The organism is Planctobacterium sp. R6 (assembly GCF_055755215.1).
Window position 1 is genome coordinate 39,534 of the sequence record NZ_JBVTQY010000029.1, and the last position, 22,599, is coordinate 62,132.

At 43.3% G+C, this 22,599-nt stretch carries 18 protein-coding genes and 1 pseudogene; 15 read left to right on the forward strand and 4 right to left on the reverse strand.

The window, feature by feature from the left end; all coding sequences use genetic code 11:
- Nucleotides 1-52 precede the first annotated feature (52 nt).
- The 3 genes from gcvP (at nucleotide 53) to AC0J20_RS16715 (ending at nucleotide 3,787) form a co-directional block, all read left to right on the forward strand.
- Nucleotides 53-2,956 (forward strand): aminomethyl-transferring glycine dehydrogenase, encoded by a 2,904-nt coding sequence (gene gcvP, locus AC0J20_RS16705; RefSeq protein ID WP_473022598.1) that lies wholly within the window; start codon nucleotides 53-55, stop codon nucleotides 2,954-2,956.
- Between the two features lie 250 nt (nucleotides 2,957-3,206).
- Nucleotides 3,207-3,455 (forward strand): type II toxin-antitoxin system Phd/YefM family antitoxin, encoded by a 249-nt coding sequence (locus AC0J20_RS16710; RefSeq protein WP_473022599.1) that lies wholly within the window; start codon nucleotides 3,207-3,209, stop codon nucleotides 3,453-3,455.
- The gene (locus tag AC0J20_RS16715) at nucleotides 3,455-3,787 is read left to right on the forward strand and encodes a type II toxin-antitoxin system RelE/ParE family toxin (protein WP_473022600.1); all 333 of its coding nucleotides are present in this window, start codon (nucleotides 3,455-3,457) and stop codon (nucleotides 3,785-3,787) included. Before AC0J20_RS16710 ends, AC0J20_RS16715 begins: the two co-directional genes overlap by 1 nt.
- 560 nt (nucleotides 3,788-4,347) lie before the next feature.
- Here AC0J20_RS16715 and AC0J20_RS16720 read toward each other — a convergent pair.
- The 4 genes from AC0J20_RS16720 to AC0J20_RS16735 form a co-directional block, all read right to left on the reverse strand.
- Entirely contained in the window at nucleotides 4,348-5,238 is an 891-nt protein-coding gene (locus tag AC0J20_RS16720; protein WP_473022601.1) for a DNA translocase FtsK 4TM domain-containing protein, read from the reverse strand.
- Between the two features lie 170 nt (nucleotides 5,239-5,408).
- Entirely contained in the window at nucleotides 5,409-6,311 is a 903-nt protein-coding gene (locus AC0J20_RS16725) for a LysR family transcriptional regulator (protein WP_473022602.1), read from the reverse strand.
- Between the two features lie 101 nt (nucleotides 6,312-6,412).
- Entirely contained in the window at nucleotides 6,413-7,174 is a 762-nt protein-coding gene (locus tag AC0J20_RS16730; protein WP_473022603.1) for a transporter substrate-binding domain-containing protein, read from the reverse strand.
- Between the two features lie 2 nt (nucleotides 7,175-7,176).
- Nucleotides 7,177-8,085, reverse strand: coding sequence for an N-formylglutamate amidohydrolase (locus AC0J20_RS16735; RefSeq protein WP_473022604.1), 909 nt, complete (start codon nucleotides 8,083-8,085; stop codon nucleotides 7,177-7,179).
- A gap of 478 nt (nucleotides 8,086-8,563) precedes the next feature.
- Here AC0J20_RS16735 and AC0J20_RS16740 point away from each other — a divergent pair, with 478 nt between their 5' ends.
- From AC0J20_RS16740 to AC0J20_RS16795, 12 genes and pseudogenes are all read left to right on the forward strand, one after another.
- Nucleotides 8,564-11,296, forward strand: a complete 2,733-nt coding sequence (locus AC0J20_RS16740; protein ID WP_473022605.1) for a TonB-dependent receptor domain-containing protein — start codon at nucleotides 8,564-8,566, stop codon at nucleotides 11,294-11,296.
- 100 nt (nucleotides 11,297-11,396) lie between these two features.
- Complete coding sequence (locus tag AC0J20_RS16745; RefSeq protein WP_473022606.1) at nucleotides 11,397-12,827, forward strand: YfcC family protein; 1,431 nt, start codon at nucleotides 11,397-11,399, stop codon at nucleotides 12,825-12,827.
- A 107-nt stretch (nucleotides 12,828-12,934) separates the two neighbouring features.
- Nucleotides 12,935-14,578, forward strand: a complete 1,644-nt coding sequence (locus AC0J20_RS16750; protein ID WP_473022607.1) for a methyl-accepting chemotaxis protein — start codon at nucleotides 12,935-12,937, stop codon at nucleotides 14,576-14,578.
- 217 nt (nucleotides 14,579-14,795) lie between these two features.
- Nucleotides 14,796-14,987, forward strand: coding sequence for a hypothetical protein (locus AC0J20_RS16755; RefSeq protein ID WP_473022608.1), 192 nt, complete (start codon nucleotides 14,796-14,798; stop codon nucleotides 14,985-14,987).
- 406 nt (nucleotides 14,988-15,393) lie between these two features.
- Nucleotides 15,394-15,945 carry an NmrA family NAD(P)-binding protein gene (locus tag AC0J20_RS16760; RefSeq protein ID WP_473022609.1) on the forward strand — a complete coding sequence of 184 codons (552 nt, stop codon included), beginning with the start codon at nucleotides 15,394-15,396 and terminating at the stop codon, nucleotides 15,943-15,945.
- 4 nt (nucleotides 15,946-15,949) lie between these two features.
- Entirely contained in the window at nucleotides 15,950-16,387 is a 438-nt protein-coding gene (locus AC0J20_RS16765; RefSeq protein ID WP_473022610.1) for an anthrone oxygenase family protein, read from the forward strand.
- A 153-nt stretch (nucleotides 16,388-16,540) separates the two neighbouring features.
- Nucleotides 16,541-17,118, forward strand: a pseudogene (locus tag AC0J20_RS16770) (cupin domain-containing protein).
- 258 nt (nucleotides 17,119-17,376) lie between these two features.
- Nucleotides 17,377-19,005, forward strand: coding sequence for a methyl-accepting chemotaxis protein (locus AC0J20_RS16775; RefSeq protein WP_229527932.1), 1,629 nt, complete (start codon nucleotides 17,377-17,379; stop codon nucleotides 19,003-19,005).
- Between the two features lie 21 nt (nucleotides 19,006-19,026).
- Entirely contained in the window at nucleotides 19,027-20,244 is a 1,218-nt protein-coding gene (locus AC0J20_RS16780) for a porin (protein WP_229527931.1), read from the forward strand.
- A gap of 11 nt (nucleotides 20,245-20,255) precedes the next feature.
- Nucleotides 20,256-20,669, forward strand: coding sequence for a type 2 periplasmic-binding domain-containing protein (locus tag AC0J20_RS16785; protein WP_473022611.1), 414 nt, complete (start codon nucleotides 20,256-20,258; stop codon nucleotides 20,667-20,669).
- Between the two features lie 107 nt (nucleotides 20,670-20,776).
- The gene (locus AC0J20_RS16790) at nucleotides 20,777-21,484 is read left to right on the forward strand and encodes a substrate-binding periplasmic protein (protein WP_473022612.1); all 708 of its coding nucleotides are present in this window, start codon (nucleotides 20,777-20,779) and stop codon (nucleotides 21,482-21,484) included.
- A 192-nt stretch (nucleotides 21,485-21,676) separates the two neighbouring features.
- The coding region (locus AC0J20_RS16795; RefSeq protein ID WP_473022613.1) for a two-component regulator propeller domain-containing protein at nucleotides 21,677-22,599 on the forward strand (923 nt) is incomplete at its 3' end.

The following is a 22,599-nucleotide window of genomic DNA, read 5'->3' on the forward strand; positions in this document are numbered from 1 at the left end:
ATTTGAAACTTTAACAAAACGGGTCTGACCCATAGGAAACTGAAGTAGCATCATGTCTGAGCAATCTCTCTCATTATCTCAATTAGAACAAACCGAAGATTTTATTCGCCGCCACATTGGCCCGAGCGAGGCTGAAACCGCCGAAATGCTGGCCACGGTAGGTGCAGAGTCATTGGACGATTTGATGCAACAAACGGTGCCCGGTTCGATCCGTTTACCTGAACCCATGGACGTGGGCAAGGCGATAACCGAAGCGCAGGCGTTGGCTAACCTCAAGCAGGTCGCTAAAAAGAACAAACTTTTCCGCTCTCACATCGGTATGGGTTACAGTGATGTGCAGGTACCCAACGTTATTTTGCGCAACGTACTGGAAAATCCAGGTTGGTATACCGCTTATACGCCTTACCAGCCAGAAATCGCCCAGGGCCGTTTAGAAGCACTGTTAAACTTCCAACAACTTACCATCGACTTAACGGGGCTTGAGCTGGCTTCTGCGTCACTGCTGGACGAAGCGACTGCCGCAGCTGAAGCGATGGCACTGGCTAAACGTGTTTCCAAAAACAAAAAATCTAATACCTACTTTATTGCTGACAACGTGCATCCGCAAACTATCGACGTAGTTTGCGCCCGTGCTGAAATGTTCGGTTTTGAAGTGGAAATCGCCGCTGCTGAAAAAGCCGCTGACGGTGATTATTTCGGTGCCTTATTACAATATCCCGGCACCACTGGTGAAATTACCGATTTATCCAGCCTGATTGCTGCCGTTCAGGCCAATAAAGGTATCGTGGCAGTTGCTGCGGATATCATGAGTTTGGTACTGCTGAAAGCGCCTGGCGAGCTCGGTGCTGATGTTGTGTTAGGTTCAGCACAGCGTTTTGGTGTACCTATGGGCTATGGCGGTCCACACGCCGCATTTTTTGCCACCAGTGACAAACACAAGCGCTCACTGCCGGGCCGTATTATCGGTGTTTCTAAAGATACCCGCGGTCGTCCCGCACTGCGTATGGCGCTGCAAACCCGCGAGCAACACATCCGTCGCGAAAAAGCTAACTCTAACATCTGTACAGCACAGGTATTGTTAGCCAACATGGCGTCGTTTTATGCGGTATACCACGGTCCGGAAGGCCTGAAAACTATCGCCAACCGTACTCATCGCTTTGCTGACATTCTGGCTGAAGGTTTAACTCAAAAAGGTTTCGGGCTGCGCAATGACACCTGGTTTGACACCATCAGTGTTAACGTCAGCGAAGAGCAAAAAGCCAGCATTATTGCTAACGCGTTAAATGCCGGTATTAACTTAAGAACCGACGTAGACGGCGCTTTGGGTGTGAGTTTTGATGAAACCACCACTCGCCGTCACGTGGAAGATCTGTTCAACGTATTCTGTGGTGAAAATCACGGTCTGGAAGTGGGCGCACTGGATGCACGCATTGTGTCTCAGGGTAGCAAATCAATTCCTGAAGCGCTGAAGCGTACCAGCGATATCCTGACCCACGAAGTCTTTAATCAGTATCACTCAGAAACTGAAATGCTGCGTTACATCAAGTCACTGGAAAACAAAGACCTGGCGTTGAACCATTCTATGATTTCACTGGGCTCATGTACCATGAAGTTGAACGCCACTGCCGAAATGATCCCGGTTACCTGGCCTGAGTTTGGTAGCGTTCACCCATTTGCCCCTGTCGATCAGACTCAGGGTTATCAGGAGATGATCACCGAATTGAGCAACTGGCTGATTGAAATCACTGGTTACGACAACCTGTGTATGCAACCAAATTCCGGTGCTCAGGGCGAATACGCTGGTTTGATAGCGATTCAAAAGTATCATCAAAGCCGTGGTGATGCTCACCGTGACATTTGCTTAATTCCAAGCTCAGCACACGGCACTAACCCAGCGTCTGCCAACATGGTTGGCCTGAAAGTAGTGGTGGTTGACTGTGATAAGAACGGTAATATCGACATGGCAGACCTGAAGGCCAAAGCCGAAGAGGTCAGCGAAAACCTGTCCTGTATTATGGTGACATACCCGTCTACTCACGGTGTTTACGAAGAAACCATCAAAGAAATCTGCGACATCGTGCACCAGCACGGTGGTCAGGTTTATATGGACGGAGCCAACATGAACGCCCAGGTAGGTATTACTTCGCCTGGTCTGATTGGCTCAGATGTTTCCCACTTAAACCTGCACAAAACCTTCTGTATTCCACACGGTGGTGGCGGCCCAGGTATGGGACCTATAGGTGTTAAATCCCATTTAGCGCCATTCTTGCCAGACCACGCCGTAATCAATGTGGTAGAAGGCAATAAAGGCAACGGTGCCGTTTCGGCAGCGCCATGGGGTAGTGCATCAATTCTGCCAATCAGCTATATGTACATTCAGATGATGGGTAGCGAAGGCCTGAAAAAAGCCACTGAAATGGCAATGCTTAACGCTAACTACATCGCCAAACGCCTTACCGGACATTACGAAGTCTTGTATCGTGGCCGCAACGACCGCGTAGCCCACGAATGTATTATTGATTTGCGTCCGCTGAAAGAAGCCAGCGGTGTGACTGAAATGGATGTGGCCAAACGCTTAAATGACTACGGCTTCCACGCGCCAACTATGAGCTTTCCGGTAGCGGGTACGCTGATGATTGAGCCCACTGAATCTGAAGCCAAAGCGGAACTGGACCGTTTTTGCGATGCCATGATCAGCATCCGCGAAGAAATCGCCAAAGTAGAAAGCGGCGAGTGGGATGCCATCGACAACCCACTGCACAATGCACCACACACCCTGGCCGACATCTGCGACAGTAACTGGAACCGCAGCTACGACCGACAGCTGGCTGCTTACCCAGCCGAAGCCGTGGCCCGCAACAAGTTCTGGCCAACGGTAAACCGCATCGACGACGTATTCGGTGACAGAAACCTGGTATGTAGCTGCCCGAGTGTAGAGACGTACAGAGAAGAATAAGCGATTCGCTTATTCGAAATCTTCCCAAAACCAGGGCCATTTAGCCCTGGTTTTTTATTGCGTTTGTTTTAGTCGTAGTTAGCGGGTAGGGCAGCTAATTGCATCAAAAGGTGATTTAATTAACCGGAATAAACTAATAGTCACCAATGATGAGTCACCAAATTTACAAATATAACTTCGGTTGAATCGTTCGATTTGAACTTTTCGTGTTGTGAGGTAATATGGTGGAAATCCTATTAGGAGTTTTTCTATGTTTACCTTAAATGCTAACGAGGCCAAAACCAACTTCGGTAAGATGCTTCTAAAAGTACAATCTGAGCCGGTAGAGATTAAAAAGAACGGAACTGCAGTCGCAGTTGTCCTCTCAACTGCGGAGTACGAGCGCATGGAAACATTAAAGATGGAGTTGGTAAAATCTCGCTTTGAGAATATTGATGAAGATGATTTGCAGGAAGGTAATCGTTTTCTGGATGAGTTAGATTCCGGGAAATACGACTAGTGGGAGACATCCCTTTTTTACTGCGAGGCCATGCCCGGCGGGATTTAGAATCAATTCGCCAATACACAATTAGAAAGTGGGGTAAGCCCCAGTGGTTAAAATACAAGGAAATTTTGCGCAACCGGATGCAATCCTTGGCAAATAATCCTGAATCCGGATTGTTGATTGAAGAAGTTTCCAGCAACGCTTACCGTTTCCCCGACGGTAAACATGTATTTTATTACCTCAAACGTGACAGAAATGTGGTTTTTGTAGGGATTTTGTCTAGCAACCTCGCCCCCGAAAAGCATCAAGCTAGAGTTAAAAATATTGATTCTGATATCAGTAAGTAACAGTAGGTTTTTAGCAAATCAATTAAGCGAGAAGTGTACGAGAAGTTTGGAACTATATTACGGTTGGGCGACAAGAAAGGCATTAAATACAAAACGATTTTGGCAACCGTTTGTCAGTTTCGAATGAAGTTTGTGTTGCTTAATTAAAACTTTTGACTGACTAACGAATTAGCTTATTGGTTTGAAAGGTAAGCCAAACATTTTGGCCTTACGTTATTGCTGAAATGAAGCGCGTGGAGGCGGGCGGTATTCCGCTCTATTTATGAGATAAATATAAACCTGAAGAAGTGAAACACACAGATTCTCATAAGCGATAATTTACAATTGTGTGGTAGTGACCAAAACGCTACTTCAAAGCCATTTTAAAACCAGGGCCATTTAGCCCTGGTTTTTTATTGCGTTTGTTTTAGTCGTTGATAGTGGGTAGGTCAGCTAATCGCATCATTTTGTGATGCGATTAACTGTCCTAATCAAATCAAAATGTGATTTGAAAAACCAAATGAAGTGGGATGCTTGCTCACTACGCACTTAGGAGTGCTCCAACGGTGCTGTCTATTGCTTCATTCAGTTTTGTCAGGGCGCTCAAAAACTTCAGACCAGGCAATAATTTTATTTTGAGGGCCCAGCAATAAACTTTTCTGATTAGAAACCAGGATAGTGTATTGATTGTTTTTAAAAATAATCACACCTGAGTGTTGTTCTCCATCTTGTGTTTTGAGTCGGGTGCAGGAGATTAATCTGTCTTTTTCCATTTCCTTCCATGGCACGGGTTTGCATACCGGGTTTTCTATTAAGGCTTTGCCTGTTGCTTGTCCGATGCTTCTGGGGATGTTTAAGAGCAGAGAGCTTGTTGAGGAAAAAACAAAGAATAAAAAGACCAGAATGACAAAGACTGCGCAAACCTCGAAACTCTTTGTCGTTCCTGTTTTCATGGCCTTAATTATGCCGTTGCTACCATCAGTATTTATTGGCTCTTGTTTTTGCTTTTCCTTGATAAAATCACCAATGAAATCACCTAAAGAAAACATTAAGGCATAAACTAAAAAAGCAGATATAACGCCAAGAAGTGTCAGGAGTACTGTAGATAACTCAATCCCTATCACTCCCTTGACGATATCCCTGAAGGACAGTGATGCCTGATACACAGATTCCAAAATGGACAACTGAATTTCAATATCACCCAGTCCGACCATTTGCAGCTTTCCTTTCAGATAGGCATATCCCCAAAAATGAATATAGGTAGCAAGCACTGCCGTTATCAGTGGAATAAGTACTTCTTTGTGCTTAATTAACCTGAATCGGGTTATTGGCTTATTTGGTTTTTCTGATGTCGTGCTGGTTGAATCTATCATTGCAAAAAATCCTTTTTTAACTGGTGACAACTTAAACGGAAGTTCAAGATACGCATTGTGTTGGTAAAAATAAATACCTTTTGTGACGTGGGTCGCCACTAAATATCGCAAATTACAGTTTACTATATGGCACTTTGCCAAATTGAGTATCAGTGGTTTTGGATAGGAATATCTGGGAGCGTGGGAGCACTGCTGCGGAGTAAATAGGTATAACAATCATGCAACCAAATCTGATTGCCTGTTGTTATGCAGTTAAATAAGGTTGCTGGTTATTGTTGCTTAAACTCCGACTGGCAGAATTTTAAAAATGATTCGGTAAGGCGGCTCATTTTACCTTGTTCAGAAGTAGCGAAGCCGTAGCTGTATTTGATGGTGGGCAGCAAGGGACGGGCTACGAGGTCGTCATTCAGGTATTGCTGTGCCAGTAGTTCATTGACCAGGGCAATACCCAAGTCTTTTTTGGCGAAGCTACAGGCGACGGCGACAGTGTGTGCTTCCAGGATGATTTTCATGCGGGCATTGAGCTTTCTGAATTCCACGTCGATGCGTTCCCGCGAGCTTCTGCCTTTGCCCAGTACGATCAGGTTTTGGCCCCGCAGATTTTCAATGGAGATCTTTTCCAGGCTGGCCAGTGGATGGTCTTTTGACAATACACAAACCGCCTTACTTTCGATTAATGGTTCGGTCTTTATGCCGGGGTGTTCTTCGGGTAATTGTACAAAACCACAATCTACCGAGCGTCTGGCTATTAGCTCTCTGGCGGAGGCCGGGCTTTGTGTATCTAGTACAAACTTTACCATTGGGTTATTCACAATGAACTTCGCGATTATGTCTTGCAGCGGACCGGTGATAAAGGAGCTGGGAGCAACAATTCTCAAGGTTCCCGAGTTGGAGAAAAACAGATTGTGCGCCAGCTCTGTCAGGCGGTTGGCACCATTGAGGAATAAGGTGACTTCCTGATAGAGAATATGGGCTTCTTCGGTGGGCAGTAAGCGACTCTTTTCGCGATAAAACAACTGAAACCCCACAACTTCCTCCAGGCTGGCCAGTTGCCGGCTGATACCAGGTTGCGTTAAACCCAGAACACGCGCCGCTTCAGTTGCCGAACCCGTTTCTACGATTGTGGTAAAGGCTTCCAGACTTTTGAGGTTTAAGTTGCTGTTTAGTTTCATGAAAGTCTCGTGATTCGCTCTGCTTATCTGGTGTACTTGCTTAAAGCCTTTGCCGATGTTAAGTGATATGCCTGCGTCCAGCAACGAAATAATACCGGATGCTACTGACCTATATCAGCATAAGCAAAATCATTCTTCGCAACGGTTTTAGAACGTAGTCTGTTAAACTGCTCTTGCAGATCCGGCATTTGCTGATGAAGTGGCGAATTACGGGCTATGCCTATCATCGGCACAGTTTGCCAGGTGGCGTTACTGATTGGGAACGCGTATACATCCTGTGTTGCCAAAGGTTGTTTTAACAGATAATCACCTATGCTTTTGGCGCTGACTATCATGTCTATTTTGCCGGAAGCCAGTAACCTGAAGTATTGAGGAATGGTGGTGGCGCTGAGGCTTTTGTAATAGCTGATATTATTACCATTATGATGAAAATACAGTGCTCCGCCTGGCAGGTTTCTTGGCCTTACTTCAAGATAATCGTCAAGGTATAGAGAAAAGGGCTGTGAGCTTTTTTGATAATATGCATACAGGGTTTCAGAGGGGCTATCTGAAAATGCGATAAAACTCATATAGCGCTGCATTTCCGGGTGTTTTTCGAGGCCAATCATAATGTCTGCTTTTGCATTTTTTATGAGCTCAAGGCAGCGTTCAAAAGGGCAACTCCAGAACCCGAAGTTGAGTTTCAGTGATTTCGCTACTGCCATTGCCAGCTCAACATAGTCTCCGGAGGGGTATCCGTTTTTGTCTAGCACTACATAGGGGGGCTGCTCTGAGAAGGCAAAAGTAATGTCCTTCTGGTTGGCACTCGCAGTGAAGGCGAGCAAAAGCATAACTGCACTTATTAATCGGTTTACGAGTGACATTGCTATGATATTGCCTGTTTTATATAGTTTGCAGCTTGCTGTAAAACGTTATTGATATCAGCTTTGAGAGCTTCGTACTCTGTCTTCTTGCTGAACGCTTGTTCGTTCATGTACAGGGCCCGGTTTAATTCAATTTGCATTGAATAAATACGGTTTTGGGGATCAGAATAGGCTTGTACCAGGTAGCCACCTTTGTAGGGGTTATTTAATGCAACCTGATAACCCAGGTCACGAAAGTGGTAAGCCATTAAATTCATCAGCGCTGGATCACCCGTAGCGCCGTCTCTGTCGCTAAGCACAATATCTGCACGCGGCAGGCCCGCATCAATATTCATGGCATTGCCAATGGATTTCATGGAGTGGCAATCAATATGCCAGGCAGCACCAAATCGTTGCCTGAAGTTGGTTAGTTTGCTTTCTATCGCGTTGTGATAGGGGAAGTAATAGTCATCAATTCTGCTTTTTACTTCCTGAGCGGACAGCTTTCCCTCACTGACAGGAATGCCAGGCAATGCAAATTGACGGATAAGTCCCATGCCTCTTGTGCTGTATGCGCTAGGGTTAATAGCCAGTCCACTTGTTGCAGCGTTGTCGCTGAGTAATTCAGGATTAATATCGTCGTACTTGCGATTTAAATCAATCACCATTCTGGATATGTGTTGATGGATAAGGGTGGCGCCAAAATAGCTACAATCACCAAATAGCTCATCTATCCAGGCGTCCCATCCGGATAACAGTGCGTTGTTAGAGGCACTGGTTTTAAAGTTGTCGGGTAAAACACGGCCACTGTGTGGACTGTCAATAAGCAGCGGAATGACAGATTCATCAGTTTCAGGTTGGATGATTGCAAAGCTTTTCATCCCCTCGTTAAATTGGGGATTACCACTGTCTTGAATAACACTATTTTCCATTTGCTACTACCTAACTAAAATGTCTTACGCCACCTTATTCAGGTGTTTTAGTCATTCCACACTGTGCGTTGTCAGGTTATTGTTGTGGCCTGCAATGGTTGCTTTTTCAGTGCCGATAACTGCGTTTATGCCAGTATTTTTAATAAAGAAAAACACTGGTTGTTAATCGTACTATTTAGGTTAGCCCTGTCATATTTCTATTCAATAATATGATTTATATTGATTGATTTATGATAAAAAGTTATCGGTAGTGTAAGTTGAATTTCAATGTTGAACGAGAGGCCGGTATGGAGGTCGTGGGTAGTTGTTATCCTTAATTAGTGAGGTTGGCTTAAGCTCACTGACTTTTCGTGTATAACAAAAAGTTATCAAGTTATGATGTAAATTAATTTTATTGCATGAGGTTTTTGCGTTTTCTATATTCGGTTTAATCGGTGAAACGAACAGAAAAACAACACAACCAAATCGGAGTTAGAAAATGAATGTACGTAAACCTCGGTTGAGTATCATTGCCCTGAGTATTTTGCTGGGATTAAACAACAGCGTATTCGCTCAGGAAAGTACTTCTGCTGCTGAGCATGGTCAAAACCATGAAGATGCACCAGAGCGGGTTCAGGTGACAGGAAGCCGCATCAAAAGAAGTAGTGACTCACCCAGTCCTGTGCAGGATATTTCGCTGAAAGATTTGAATCAAAAAGGTGTTGTTTCTCTGGGAGAAATTCTGCAGGAGTTACCCTCAGTGGGTGCCAGTCTGAACGGCAATGGTTCAGCGGGCACCAGTCATGGTTCAAGTAGTTTGAATTTGCGTAGTTTAGGTGAAAACCGCTCGCTGATTCTGGTAAATGGCCACCGATGGGTAAATGGTGCCGGTACCCGGGGTTTTAGGGATTTTGTTGATTTAAATACCATTCCTAAGGCGATTGTAAAGCGGGTTGAAGTGTTGCAAGACGGCGCTACCGCAATTTACGGTGCGGACGCTATTGCCGGCGTAATGAACATTTACACCCATGATGAATATGTGGGAGCCGAGATATCAGCTTATTATGGCGAAACCAGTCATGGTGACAAAGAAACGCTGAACCTGGATATGCTCTGGGGCAATGACATCGGTGATGCCAATGTACTCTTTTCGATGAGCTATTCAGACAGTGAGCCGGTTTACACTCAAGCTCGGGAATTAACAGCAGTTCCTCTTAACGGTTTATCATCTGGAACACCAGAAGGGCTTTTCAGAGAAGCTAATTTAGCATCAGTATTAGATTTCGAGATTCCGACACTTGGGATCACCAGAAACGCTGGTCAGGATGGCAGTGACCTGGACTCCTGGCGTGCGGCCACTTCTGGTGACACCTACAATCGCTACGATAATAACTACGTAGTAGGGCCACAGGAGTTGTTCTCTACTTACCTGCAAGCCATCATACCCTTTGACAGCACCGAAATGCGCGTCGAAGCACTGTACAATCGTCGCGAATCTGACCAGCAGTTTTCCCCTGTGTTATCTGTGGTAAGAGGCTCCAGAGGATTTTCTATCCCTAACAATCCGCTGGTTAATCCATTTGGTGTGGAGTTTAGTGGCAGTGATTTTCAGCATACTTCCTTTATCACTGAAAATGATTATCGGGTTAATGCACAGGTTGTGGAAACGCTGCGTTTTGGTGTTGGCCTTGAAGGTGAGGTGGACCTGGGCGATTTCTGGAGTTGGGATGCGTTTTTGTCGGTGGCCAGTAACAAAGGTGAGTTTACTTCATACAATCAATTGCATTTAGATAAACTGGCATTGGGTTTACAAGCCTGTGACGCATCTGCTTTTGATGTTGATGTAGGCAGTTTGGCCCAGGGTTGTGTACCGATTAATTTGTTTAACCCGTTGTCTGATGAAGTGATTGATTACATCAACTTTACCGGAAGAGACGAGAACGAAGCAAAACAACTGGATTTTACCGCTAACATCTCAGGTGTGTTGTTTGAGTTACCCGCCGGTGAAGTGGCTCTGGCGGCCGGTATCGAATACCGTCGGGAAGAAGGGGTGGATACCCCTGACAGCACAATTAATGATGCGCCTTTACTCAACACTTACCGAACTACCTCCTCATCGCCGCGCTACGGCACAGATGGCAGTTACAATCTGAAAGAGGCCTATGTCGAACTGGCGATCCCTTTATTGCGCGAAGTTACCATGGCAGAGTATTTAGAGTTATCTGTTGCTACCCGATATTCAGACTACAGTACCTTTGGTAGCACGACGAACAGTAAAGCGGGTATTCAATACAAGCCCGTCGAAGATGTCTCTTTGCGTGCCACCTGGGCTGAGGGGTTTAGAGCACCGTCAATTCTTGAGTTATATGAAGGAGAGCGCTTTACTTTTTCTGCGGTAATTGATCCGTGCTCCGGCAATAATTCCTCGGTGGGGTGTGCAGGTGTACCCGCTTCCTATGTTCAGCCCGATTCCAACGTGCAATTAAGAACCGGGGGCAATCGTTTACTGCAACCTGAAACGTCAGAAAACATTTCCTATGGTATCGTTTACGAACCGGCGTCAATTGACGGTTTTAGCATTACCCTGGATTGGTTTGATATTGAAATCGATAACTCTATTACCACTGTGGGGGCACAAAGCATTCTGGATACCTGTGCTAATACCGGGCGGGCCTGTGACTCAATTACCCGTGATGGCAGTGGCGAAATCTTGGAAATTATCGACGGTCCTATCAACCTGAACAGCCTCAAAGTGGCTGGAGTGGATAGCGTGATCCGCTATACCGATTCATTCTGGCAGGGTGACTGGGATTTCAGTTTAACCATTTCAAAATTAAGCACTTATGAAGAAACCTCGGTACTGTCTGATGGTTCAACCGTGGTGGATGACAAGTTGGGGCAAGCGCGCAGCCGCGAAGCTTATCCTGAATGGCGCAGTTCATTCTCGACAAGATATGAGAGAGGGCCTATGACGTTAGCTTACTCGCTGCGCCATATCGGTGATACAACAGAAACCTTCCAGGGTGAGGAGCTGCACATAGGTACTACTGTGTATCACAACATTAATGCTGTATATGAGTTTGATGAGCAATGGACGTGGACTGTAGGGGTGAACAATATCGGTGATAAACAACCACCTACATCCAGAACCAATGCCAACATTAATTTTGATCAAAACACTTACAACGCCATTGGTCGATTTATGTATACCAAGGTGAGTTATCGCTTTTAAAGCCGAAACCACGGCGGGTGGGTTATTTTAAACCCATCCGCAAAGTTTCGTTTTGTGATTTTAGATAGTTGTTTTAAATATCCCGGGTGGGTGTATTGATATGAGTGAGATTTCCCTAATGAAAAGTCAAAGTGCCGTTGATACTGACAGTCAGGTAGCAAAGGAGCCTTCTGTAAAAGGAAATCCGCTGGTTATTCTGTTATTTATTTTACTTATTGCCGGTGCGCTCACTTACCTGGTGAACTCGGGGAGCTATCAACGCGATGGTAAGGTGGTTATTCCCGGCACCTTTCAGCTCATTGAAAAAGATACCTCCTTAAGCCATTTATTGTCGGTGAGGGATAAAGAGGAAATTGAGGGCGCTACTCCGGCCAGTGTTGCCGATCTGTTACAGGCTATACCCAAAGGGCTGGATAAGGCTTCCGGACTTATCTTCATGGTGTTAGTGATTGGCGGCATGTTTGGCATTCTCACATCATCAGGCGCTATTGATAACGGTTTACACAAGCTTATCGGACTGGTTAAGGGCAACATATTTGCGCTGACCATCATTTTGATGACGGTTTTTAGTTTTGGCAGCACCATGCTGGGGCTGGCATCTGAGTATTTGTTAGTGATCCCCATTATGGTGGCGCTGTCCAGAAAGGTTGGGCTGGATCCCATATACGGTTTTGCCATTTTGACTATTTCAGTCAAAGTGGGTTACATCGCGTCTATTCTGAATCCGCTGCCACTCACGATTGCACAACCACTGGTGGGGTTGCCCATTTTTAGCGGTGCAATGCAGCGCAGCATATATTTTGTGGTGTTTCTGGTGCTGGGTGTTGGCTTTATGATCTATAAATTGCGCAAAGCTAATTCAGCTTCTCAGATAAGTATAGATACCCCTCATTTTACCATTCCGTTTCGCCATGTGTTGATGTTGGCAGTGATGTTTATCAGCATTATCTTTTTGGCCATCGCCTCCAATCAATGGCAGTGGAAGCATCAGGAAATCACCAGTTACTACATTCTGATCAGTATTCTTTTGGCGCTGATCAGTGGTTACAAGCCATCGGAAGCGGCCCAAGTGTTTGTTGAGGGCATGAAAAAAGTGCTGTTAGCCAGTTTTTTAATTGGTGTAGCTTCGGCAGTGGCAATCGTGCTCAGTGATGCTTATGTGTTGGATACCATAGTGAACTGGATGTCTGGCTTCATTGGCGAAGGGAATAAATACGCCGCTGTTACCGGTATGTTTGTTAGCCAGTTATTACTGGATGTGTTGATCCCATCAACATCCGGACAGGCGGCCGTAAGTATTCCAATTCTGAGCCCTTTGGGGCAACTTTCTGGTGTTACTTCTCAGCAAACCGTCACAGCGTTTTTATTTGGTAACGGCATTACCAATTTGCTGACCCCCACCTCTGGCACTTTGTTGGCTTATCTGGCCACGGCGGGCATTTCATGGACACGTTGGTTCAAGTTTGTATTGCCCTTGTGGTTTATCTTCTCGGCGGCAGCCCTGGTGCTGCTCTGTTTAGCCGTTAGTTAGTGAGTGTTGGGCGCTGTTTTTTCTCTGTTGAGAGCAGCGCTTTACAAACAATCAAAACTTAACAGGCTCTGGTATTTGCAATTTTTAGTATAGGTTGTGAGGTGTCCATGAATTTATCCAACATTACCATTCGAAATCAGTTGTTATTGGCCATATTGATTCCTTGTGCTGCCATGCTGGGCATTGGAGTGATTGGTGCAGTCTATCAATCCCGGCTAATTCACCATACTGAGCAATTGTATCTGAATACCGCTGAGCCGATGCGGGCTGTTGCTACAATTGCATCAAGGATCCCACGTATGCGGGTGGGAATAGATATGATGTTCTTACAAATGACGCCACTTAAAGATGCAAGAGGCATTCATACCCGGGTTGAAGAAACTAAAATAGAAGACATTCCCATCATGCGTAAAGAACTGGCAAGAGCCGTGGAAACTCAGGTGGATGAGAGGCTCAAACAGAAGGCGCTTGCACTGACAGATATTTTCGAAAATATGGTGGTGACGGAGCTAAATCCAATGTTGGATGCCTTGTCCAGAGAAAATATGGAAGCAGCCAGTGGTTATTATCGACAATACGCCAGTTCCTATATTGCGATGCGCAAAGCCAACAACGACATCCTGGATACCTTACTGCAACAGGCTAAAAAACTGAACGCTGAAAGTACCGAAGCATACGAGAAATCTTTGCGCAGCACAGTGCTGATTCTCGGGTTGTCGCTTTTATTTTGTGTATTGATTTGTTTTTTTATTGCCAATAAGTTGCGCATTCGGGTGGGGCATATCAGGGAATCCATGGCCAGAGCCGCAAGCACTATGTCGGTGTCAGAACAAATAGGATTAAAAGGCAAGGATGAACTGGCACAAATTGCCAGCAGCTTTGATGCGTTCCTGAAAGGGGTAAAAAATGCGGTGATTAATCTACAGCAAAACTCAAAAGCGCTGACCATATCCACTAAAGCCACCGCAGAACTGGCAAAGAGCACAGGTGACAACTGTCTGTTTCAACGAGATCGCACTTCACAGGTGGCCACCGCCATTAATGAGCTCAGCGTTACGGTTAAAGAGGTGGAAAGCAATTCGGCTATTAGTGCTGACCTGGCCGAAAAAGCAAAACTGACGTGTCACGAAGGCGATAATATCGTCGCCAAAACCCGGGTTTATATTTCAGGCTTGGCGGATGAGCTGCACGGAGTCACAGATGTGGTGCAGTCCCTGGCTGTATCCGTGAATCATATCAGTGCAATGCTTGATACCATCAGAGGGATTTCAGAACAAACTAACCTATTGGCCTTAAATGCCGCGATTGAGGCCGCCAGGGCCGGGGAGCAAGGCCGTGGTTTTGCCGTTGTGGCGGATGAAGTGCGCAAATTGGCAAATCGCTCCACAGAATCAACCGAGGAAATTCAGACGGTGATTAATCGTCTGCAAGACGACTCTGGCAAAGCTGTTGAAGCCATTAAAAAAGGCCGTGAACGCAGCGATTTTGTTGTTGAATATGCGGATAAGGCTAAGCAGGCATTACAGAAAATCAGTAGTAATGTTATGGATATCCTGGAGCAAACTGTGCTGGTGGCAAATTCCACTACAGAACAATCGACGGTGGTGGCAGACCTGGAAGAAAACGTCGAAGGTATCAACGAGTTAACCAATGAAACTGCCAGCATTGCAGAGCAATTGACGCATTCGAGTCAGGAACTGGATAAGGTATCCCTGTCATTAGATTCCTCCGTAAAGGTATTTCGTCTCTAAACTCTTCATATGAGCCCCTTGAACTTCGTTGCTGATGAGTAATTATCAGTGCACTTGATAGTTTCAAAGCTACCCGAAAAAAGCTGACCAGAATACCGCGAGGCTGCACTATGAGTCAGGGTTTGGTGGTTATTAAATAATCGTATAATATTGCTTTAAGTCTCTGATAATTTAATATTTTTCTTGTGATTGATGATTTGAAAACGAGGAAAATATTATGTCAGAGTTGGGTGGCTTTAACCTGTCAAAATCAGGCGCTGTAAAAGAGCCTGTTGCTATTAAACCAGTGCAAATACATGACCTGCACTGCGTACCTGAAAACGGTGCTGATTACCTCTTAGTACTAAAAACCATGGACCTGGTCTGTCACGACGAAAATGAATATGACGCTATTTTGGGCCTGGATTAAACACTGAAATACTACTCGCTCAATTAAACAACCGTTCTGCAATGTTTGTTGAACTCTAAGCAATAAATTTTGATAGGGGAGCAGTAAAATAAAATAACTATTTGTCTTTTTTAGTGAACTGAATGCTATGGTTAAATTATCTAATGAACATCTGATTATCGGCGCTACAGGAAAAACGGGTGTTCGGGTCGAACAAAAATTGCGGGAAATGGGATATTCTCCCAGATGCGCTTCCTGATCATCGCACGTTTATTTTAATTGGGACGAACCTGTAACGTGGGCCAAAGTACTTACCGGAATTAAACAAGTTTATATAACTTATTACCCTGATCTGGCGGTACCCAAAGCTCCTGAAGATATTTCGCAATTTATTGCTCTGGCAAAGATTAAAGGGGTACAGCGTGTCGTGCTATTTTCCGGAAGAGGCGAGCCTGCGGCGAAACTATCTGAAAATATAGTCAAACAATCAGGCATCAGCTGGACAATTGTTCGTGCCGCCTGGTTTAACCAAAATTTTAGTGAAGGGTTATTCAGGCAATATATTCAGCAATCCAAAATTGCCTTACCTGTCGGAGAGACAAAAGAACCTTTTGTCGATATTGACGACATCGCTGAGATAGTAGTGGCAGCGTTAACTACGGACAAACACAATGGCAAATTATACGAAGTTACAGGTCCAGAATTATTGAGCTTTGCACAAATTGCGGAGCGTTTTAGTCAAAGACTGAACCGAGTTATCACTTTTGAGCAAGTTAGTTTGTCTGCATACCAAAATAACCTGGCAAGGAGTGGTGTTGAAAAAAACACTATAGATGCGCTCAGCTATCTATTCACAGAGGTGCTCGATGGACGAAATGAGAGTATAAAAAATGGAATTACAGAGGCTCTTGGCAGGCAGCCAAAAAATTTCAGTCAGTTTATCATTGATAATGCTGCGTATTTTCTAAAGGAAGGGTAACACTATGGCAGTTGATGGAATACCGATTGTAGAAGCAGTATTGAAACTTGCCATGCTAACAATGATTGGCTTGTATTTTGTGTTTTCAAACACTGTTATGAATGTTTTAAAAAGATCAGACAATGGTGCAGTGGTAATGGTGGAAATAAACAAGCAGATTATAAATCCTGTCTTTTTGTTGTTTTTTATGGGATCAGCAATTGCTTCTCTGTATTTTATTTCGTTTGGAAATACTGGTGATATTGTTGCTGGTGTGGTTTTTCTGCTAGGTACAACATTTGTAACCGTCATTAAAAATGTGCCATTAAATAAAACGCTACAGTCAGAACATGGCCAGACCAACAGTCCTAATTATTGGCAAATATACCTTGAAAAATGGACTTTTTGGAATAATATTCGAACTGTTGCCGCGATTATGACTGGATTTCTGTTGGTGTTATAACCGTTCTCATTCATCGTATCGAAGCTACTATTCAATCATTTACTTTCTTAACTCAGAAAGGATTTGGGAAGCAGTATGACGTTTGAATATAAAAAACGAATTGAAACTCATATTAGTGATGAACCAATCGGAAAGCTTCTTGATAGTTTAAAGATGGAGCGGACTTTTTTTACGGATTCTAGTTTTTCCAGTCCATGGAGTATAGATTTGCCCGCCATGCCGAACTGTATGATGTTTCACCTTGTGCTTAGTGGAAAGAGTCATTTTGAGATTGAAGGTGAAACATTTGATTTGAGTACGGGGATTTTATACTGTTTCCTAAAGGCGAAGGTCATCGACTTTCTGATGGTACTTGTCAACAGTATACCAATCTAAATGCTTTACCAATAAAAGCTGTTTCTGCACGTTATGAGACATTGACGTTTGGTGGTGGTGGCGCGCAGACAAAAATGATTTGTGGTGTATTGCTGTTTCAACATCCGCTGACTATTAAACTTCTCGGTATCCTACCTACATATATCAAAATAGACGCTGACAATCGTGAAGCAATAAGTATCGTAGAGAGTTTAAATCATTTGTTAAACGGTGAATCGAAAATTATCGGTGTTGGAGCGGAAGCCGTGGTTACCCGATTGTCCGAAGTTCTGGTCATTTCTGTTCCTGGATTTATTTTCCTACCTAACTTATTCGCATTTGGCGTTGTTTTTTATTGCACAAATATTAACAGTTAAATTTGTTGATATCTTATTTATGTTGCAATGATCACAATTTATAAAGTTCTAGTATTGGTTCGTTATTCCTCGAGTTGAATTTAAGTTTTTATGAGTGTAAAAAATTACACTTTGGTTTGTATTGTTACCGAATTTAAGGGGGATTTTTAACTTTTACTTTAATTTGAACTTTTGGCTATGTTTTCTGAACTATCTGTGATTTTAGGTGTGCCTCAAGATTGTTACCTTTCCCGGGACAATTTCAGGAACGAAAATCAAATGGCCAAGCCAAAGTTTACAATCAATAGTATTGCCGCACGTATTTATATTATTCCTACTGTTGGAGTGATATGTTTTTTGATTTTTTTAATCAGCGTGACAGTTAATGGCTTAGCTTCCAGCGCATTATTGAGTTCATTGGAATCAAATGATTATCCGAAACTTCAATTGGCAGAAAAGCGAGTAGCTTTACTTAAAAGTGTTTCTGAAAGCTTTGTTTCAGCAGCTATCACTGCAGATTCGGATGCTGTTGCTACAGCTGAGGCTTTTTATAGTGAGTTATCAGAAGTCAACAACAGTTTGATCTCTTTGGATTTGGAAAGAAGTGAATTTCTTTCACGCCAGGTAAACGCTCTTGAAAACTATTTTGCGTTGTCGAAACGCCTGGTGATGGCGTTGATTGATAGTTCAGATTCAGGTTATATCCCGACAGGTCAGGATAGAGCGAAAATGAATGAGCTGTTAGAGACGCTCAAGACGGAATATGCGAGTTATCGCAACGAAATAAATCAAAATCTTACTGCAAATATCCAATTAGCGCGTTCAAAAAGTGAAAAAGTAATCTCACAAGGCGTTGTGTTGGGGTTGGTTAGTATTTGTTTGTCTATTGGAATATCAATTCCTGTTCAGCGCGGTGTTTCAGATTCCCTCCTGCGTGTTACAAATTCATTGAGAAGTTTTTCTAATGGTACTGGTGATCTGACTGTCAGATTGGAAAGCACTGGTACCCGGGAGATTGCTGCTCTGTCTTTTGCATTCAATGCTTTTATTGAAAAGCTGAATAGTACATTTAAAAGAGTTGTTGAACTTTCCAGCCCGCTTTCTACACATGCTTTCAATGTTAGTTCGGCTGCTGAAGAAACCAGTACGATTTCTGGTTTGCAATCACAAAATGCAAAAAGTGCAGAAACCGCAATTAACTCAATTACTTGTGATACAGATTTAATTGCTGACAATTCTCATAAAGCTAAAGCCATATCTGTTTCTGCCTATGACAACACTGAAGCGGGTAAGAAGATGTTTTCTCAAACCGTTGAATCAATAGGGTTGTTGAAAGGGGCCGCTGAACAGGCGGTCACGGATATGGATGAACTCCTAAAAGATGTCGCTCATGTAACCTCAGTCTTAGAAGTAATTCAAAACATTGCCTCTCAAACTAATCTATTAGCATTAAATGCGGCTATAGAAGCTGCCAGGGCGGGAGAGCAAGGACGCGGGTTTGCGGTTGTTGCAGATGAGGTGCGCATGCTTGCAACCCGAACACAGGAATCAGCCACTGACATTCAGGATACCATCGAAACATTGCAATCCGGTGCAAAAAGGGTGTCTACGGCATTGTCAGGTTCAAGAGGTCAGGCTGAAAGCAGTTTTGAACAAATCGAAGTTGCAAACGAAGCGCTTACTCAAATCGCTCTTGATATCAATCGTATCAGGGAACTGTCTGAAGACAACGCGGAAGCAACAAGTAATCAGGTTGAGTTAATTCGCACATTTACCGGCACAGTTGAAAAGGTGATTACTTCAGCTCTGGAAAATGAAAAAGCGTCTGGCGAACTGGCCTCTGTCAGTGCTCATTTAGTTGAGATGGCAAATGAACTTACACAGATAACTGACGAATTTAACGTTTAACACAATAAGAGAAAATAAAAAATGAAGCAGTACAACACTGGCATGCTAAAAACGGGCTTGCTGATAGCAGGTAGTTTTGCCTCTTCAACCGTTTTTGCTGAAATTCAATGGAATGGATTTGCATCTGTGAAGGCATCGTATGCCTCATACGACAATATCGTAGTACCTATTAATCAGTTACCAGATGACAATGAATTTACGTTTAAAAACGATTCAGTATTTGGGTTACAGGCACGCGCTGATTTAGCTGACGGTTTAACAGCAACTATTCAAATGGTTGCTGAAGGCCGAAACGATTTTGATTTGGAGGCCCGTTGGGCTTACTTGTCTTACAAGCTGAATGATAATTTTACTATTAATGCAGGTCGTATGGCCAACCCCATATTCTACCAATCCGAATATGAGTTGGTGGGCTATGCACATGATTATGGCCGCCTGCCTAAGTCAGTATATTTTGGCTATGAGTTTAATGTAGTCGAAGGTATTTCCCTGGATACGCAGCATCTTATAGGCGATTTTTTGCTTAAAACAAAAACCCTGTATGGTACCTGGGATGGCGATATTTTTATTGGTGCAACTGGTAGTGAGCTTTCTGCATCTTTCGATAGTTTATTGTCGTTTAGGGCGGAAGTCTCTAAAGACAATTGGTCGCTATTTTCGGGTGTTATGTCGCTTACCTTTGACGACGAAGGCGGTTTAATTGAATTGCAAAATGGCGTAGGGCAGGGAGCTGCTGCAGCCGCCATTGCTAATGGCGCTACAGAAGCTCAGGGTCAACAGTTAGTCAACTTGTTAAGTTACGCCGATAAAGACGGTATTTACGCTTATGCTGGCTTTAACTGGAGTTATCAGGATGTTTTAGTGTCCTATGAACGCACTCAGGTTACTTTGGATGACACTGCATTTCCCGATGTGGATGGATGGTATTTATCTTTAGGTTATCGGTTTAACGACCTTTTGCTTACTGTCAGAAAAGAGAAGCTGGACCGGGATTTGGAGCTGGAAAGTTTTGACTTTCTTGGTCATCCCATTTTAGAAGGCGCAGCGCAAGCTTTACATATAGCTACCGGTGGAGGTTTGATTGATGGATATGGGGTAGGTATGCGTTACGATTTCCATCCGAACGCAGCCTTAAAATTTGACTACTTCTTTGGTGACGATGACAGACCGTTGACTTTACCTCTAGGGGAAAAGGGAGAATTTGATGTAGTTACTTTAGGTGTTGATATCGTCTTTTAGGAATCGGAATAATGAAAAAAGTATTAAGCCAGGCTGTTTTTTTATCGTGTTTGTTGCTGCCATTGTTTGCAAATGCAGTCAGTATTGTTGTGCACCCGTCTAACAGTAGTGCGCTATCAAAAGATGATATTGTGCGAATCTTCCTCGGAAAACAAAGCGAGTTTCCTGGAGGGGGGGCGGCAGTCCCGATTTCGTTGCCGGAGTCAAACCCTACTACTGATAAGTTTGTTGCTGATGTTCTGGGTAAGTCACCGGCACAACTGAAATCTTATTGGGCAAAATTGGTTTTTACCGGGCAAGGCGAACCCCCTGAAGTACTAACGGATGAGCAGGCAATATTACAAAAAATAAAGGGTAATCCCGCTTATATTGGCTTCGTAAGTGATGCTGCTGTAGGAGATTTAAGGGTTATTTCTACATTTTAAACTTCGTTGTTTCAGGGGCTTTTGCCCCTTTTACATTTTCAGTTGCAATGGAGTGGTGTCAAAGACAGAAATGGCACTAAAGGACGATGAATCATTGCTGGTATTCGGTGTTTCTATTTGGTTACTTTGCGGTACTTCCTTGTTTAGGTGACAAGTTAACTCTGGCCACTGCAGAAAATATTGAACCGTACGTTATTTTTCAACACAACAACGCGGTGACGGGGATAGATGTAGAAATAATGCGCGGCATTTTGGAAAATGTTGGTATTACTGATCTGGCTATTATTCCTCTACCTCGGGGCCGGGCTGAAAGGTTGATATTATCCGGTGAAATTGACGGCTTTTTAACAACGTTACCGTTTATTGAACACAAAGATGCAAATCTTTGGTATTCAGACGTTATCTACAATGCGAGTTTGAGTTTGATAACCAAAGCGACATCCAATATTGTCGTTCGTGATTTTATGAAAGGAAGTAATTTGCTACTTGGTGGGGTTAGAGGATCTCCAACTTCTTATTTCATACCAAATAAGGTATTAGTTGGTACAGATGACATACTATATTCTTTGTTAAATATGGGCAGAATTGACGGGGCTGTGGCTGAAGAATTGTCGTTTTTTAGTTTGGTTCACAAATGTTCATATGTTGGTCAATTTAAAATTGCAGAAAATATTGCGTTAAAACCTGTCAGATTTGCAATTAGCACGCAATCACCTCATTACAGAATAATCATCAATAACTTCAATTTACAATTGGCTGAATTTAAGTCCTCAGAAAAAATAGAAGAGTTATTCATTCAGTTTTTAGATTTCTGATCTGAGCGTGACAGGTTGAAAGCCGACAGTTTTTTATTTGTTCTAAGGTGTGAAAAATATAAGTTAATGTCAAAAATTTGTACGTCTATAGCTCTCACTAAATCTTCAAATGTGTTCAAAACATTTCTAGTTTTGGCTTCACAATTGCTCTTGCGACTCTTGGTGTTTTTAACACTCTCGTTCGGTTTTCAGGTGTCTGCAAATGAAAATTTCAAATTTAGAATGACTATTGATCTGAATGAGTTTCACTTAAATGACCGATTAGCTCATTTGTCCATTGAGACCATTTATCGTGATTCAAAAGGTCATATGTGGTTTGGCACGCAGGACGGACTTTCAAGGTACAACGGTCTCTCAATAGAGAATTTTCTGACAAATGATGGCAAATCGAGGCTCAGTGATAATTATATTGTTGAAATAATGGAATCAAAAAGTGGTGACATTTTAGTCACACATAGAGAAGGTGTTGATAAATTTGATAGTCAAAAAGCTGCTTTTGAACCGCTGCTAAGCCTAAATCGGATAGAAGATATCGATATCAGAAAATCTGGGATTGATGGAGACGGGAATATATGGATCCTGACCAGAAATCACGGAATTATAAAATACTCCGGAGATACGGCTACTAAAATCAATCGTTATCTTGAAGATACGAGTATGCTGACAATGACAGTTGCCAATGACGAAGTCTGGGCTGCGGGTGAAAATACACTGTACTTTTACAATAAAAAAATCGATATATTTCAGCCAGTTAATTTACGTGGCAGTGATTCTGTATCAGGGGTGAGAACAATTAATTTAATTGGAGAACAGTTAGTACTTGGCGGAAAAAACAAAGCCATTCTTTACTCCAGAAGTGAAAAACCATATTCGGAGATTGAAGCTACCGAGATATTAAATTGTGCCGGAACAGTTAATGGGGTTTTCAAGAGACGAGATTTTTATTGGGTGACGACCTCGTCTCATATTTGTATTTTCGAAAGTGGAAGTAAGGAACTGCAAAAAATCATTGAAAAACCAACACCTTTTCTCATTCAGAAGGGCATGATCAAACTTATTGATATAGCATTTGTTCTTAAGATCACATTTTGGCATAAGCTAATAAATTTGCTTTA

Excerpts from the sequence above, each read along its gene's own strand:
- gcvP (WP_473022598.1), top strand. The coding sequence starts at position 53 with ATGTCTGAGCAATCTCTCTCATTATCTCAATTAGAACAAACCGAAGAT.
- AC0J20_RS16710 (WP_473022599.1), top strand. The coding sequence starts at position 3,207 with ATGTTTACCTTAAATGCTAACGAGGCCAAAACCAACTTCGGTAAGATG.
- AC0J20_RS16725 (WP_473022602.1), bottom strand. The coding sequence starts at position 6,311 with ATGAAACTAAACAGCAACTTAAACCTCAAAAGTCTGGAAGCCTTTACC.
- AC0J20_RS16730 (WP_473022603.1), bottom strand. The coding sequence starts at position 7,174 with ATGTCACTCGTAAACCGATTAATAAGTGCAGTTATGCTTTTGCTCGCC.
- AC0J20_RS16735 (WP_473022604.1), bottom strand. The coding sequence starts at position 8,085 with ATGGAAAATAGTGTTATTCAAGACAGTGGTAATCCCCAATTTAACGAG.
- AC0J20_RS16740 (WP_473022605.1), top strand. The coding sequence starts at position 8,564 with ATGAATGTACGTAAACCTCGGTTGAGTATCATTGCCCTGAGTATTTTG.
- AC0J20_RS16745 (WP_473022606.1), top strand. The coding sequence starts at position 11,397 with ATGAGTGAGATTTCCCTAATGAAAAGTCAAAGTGCCGTTGATACTGAC.
- AC0J20_RS16750 (WP_473022607.1), top strand. The coding sequence starts at position 12,935 with ATGAATTTATCCAACATTACCATTCGAAATCAGTTGTTATTGGCCATA.
- AC0J20_RS16755 (WP_473022608.1), top strand. The coding sequence starts at position 14,796 with ATGTCAGAGTTGGGTGGCTTTAACCTGTCAAAATCAGGCGCTGTAAAA.
- AC0J20_RS16765 (WP_473022610.1), top strand. The coding sequence starts at position 15,950 with ATGGCAGTTGATGGAATACCGATTGTAGAAGCAGTATTGAAACTTGCC.
- AC0J20_RS16775 (WP_229527932.1), top strand. The coding sequence starts at position 17,377 with ATGGCCAAGCCAAAGTTTACAATCAATAGTATTGCCGCACGTATTTAT.
- AC0J20_RS16780 (WP_229527931.1), top strand. The coding sequence starts at position 19,027 with ATGAAGCAGTACAACACTGGCATGCTAAAAACGGGCTTGCTGATAGCA.
- AC0J20_RS16785 (WP_473022611.1), top strand. The coding sequence starts at position 20,256 with ATGAAAAAAGTATTAAGCCAGGCTGTTTTTTTATCGTGTTTGTTGCTG.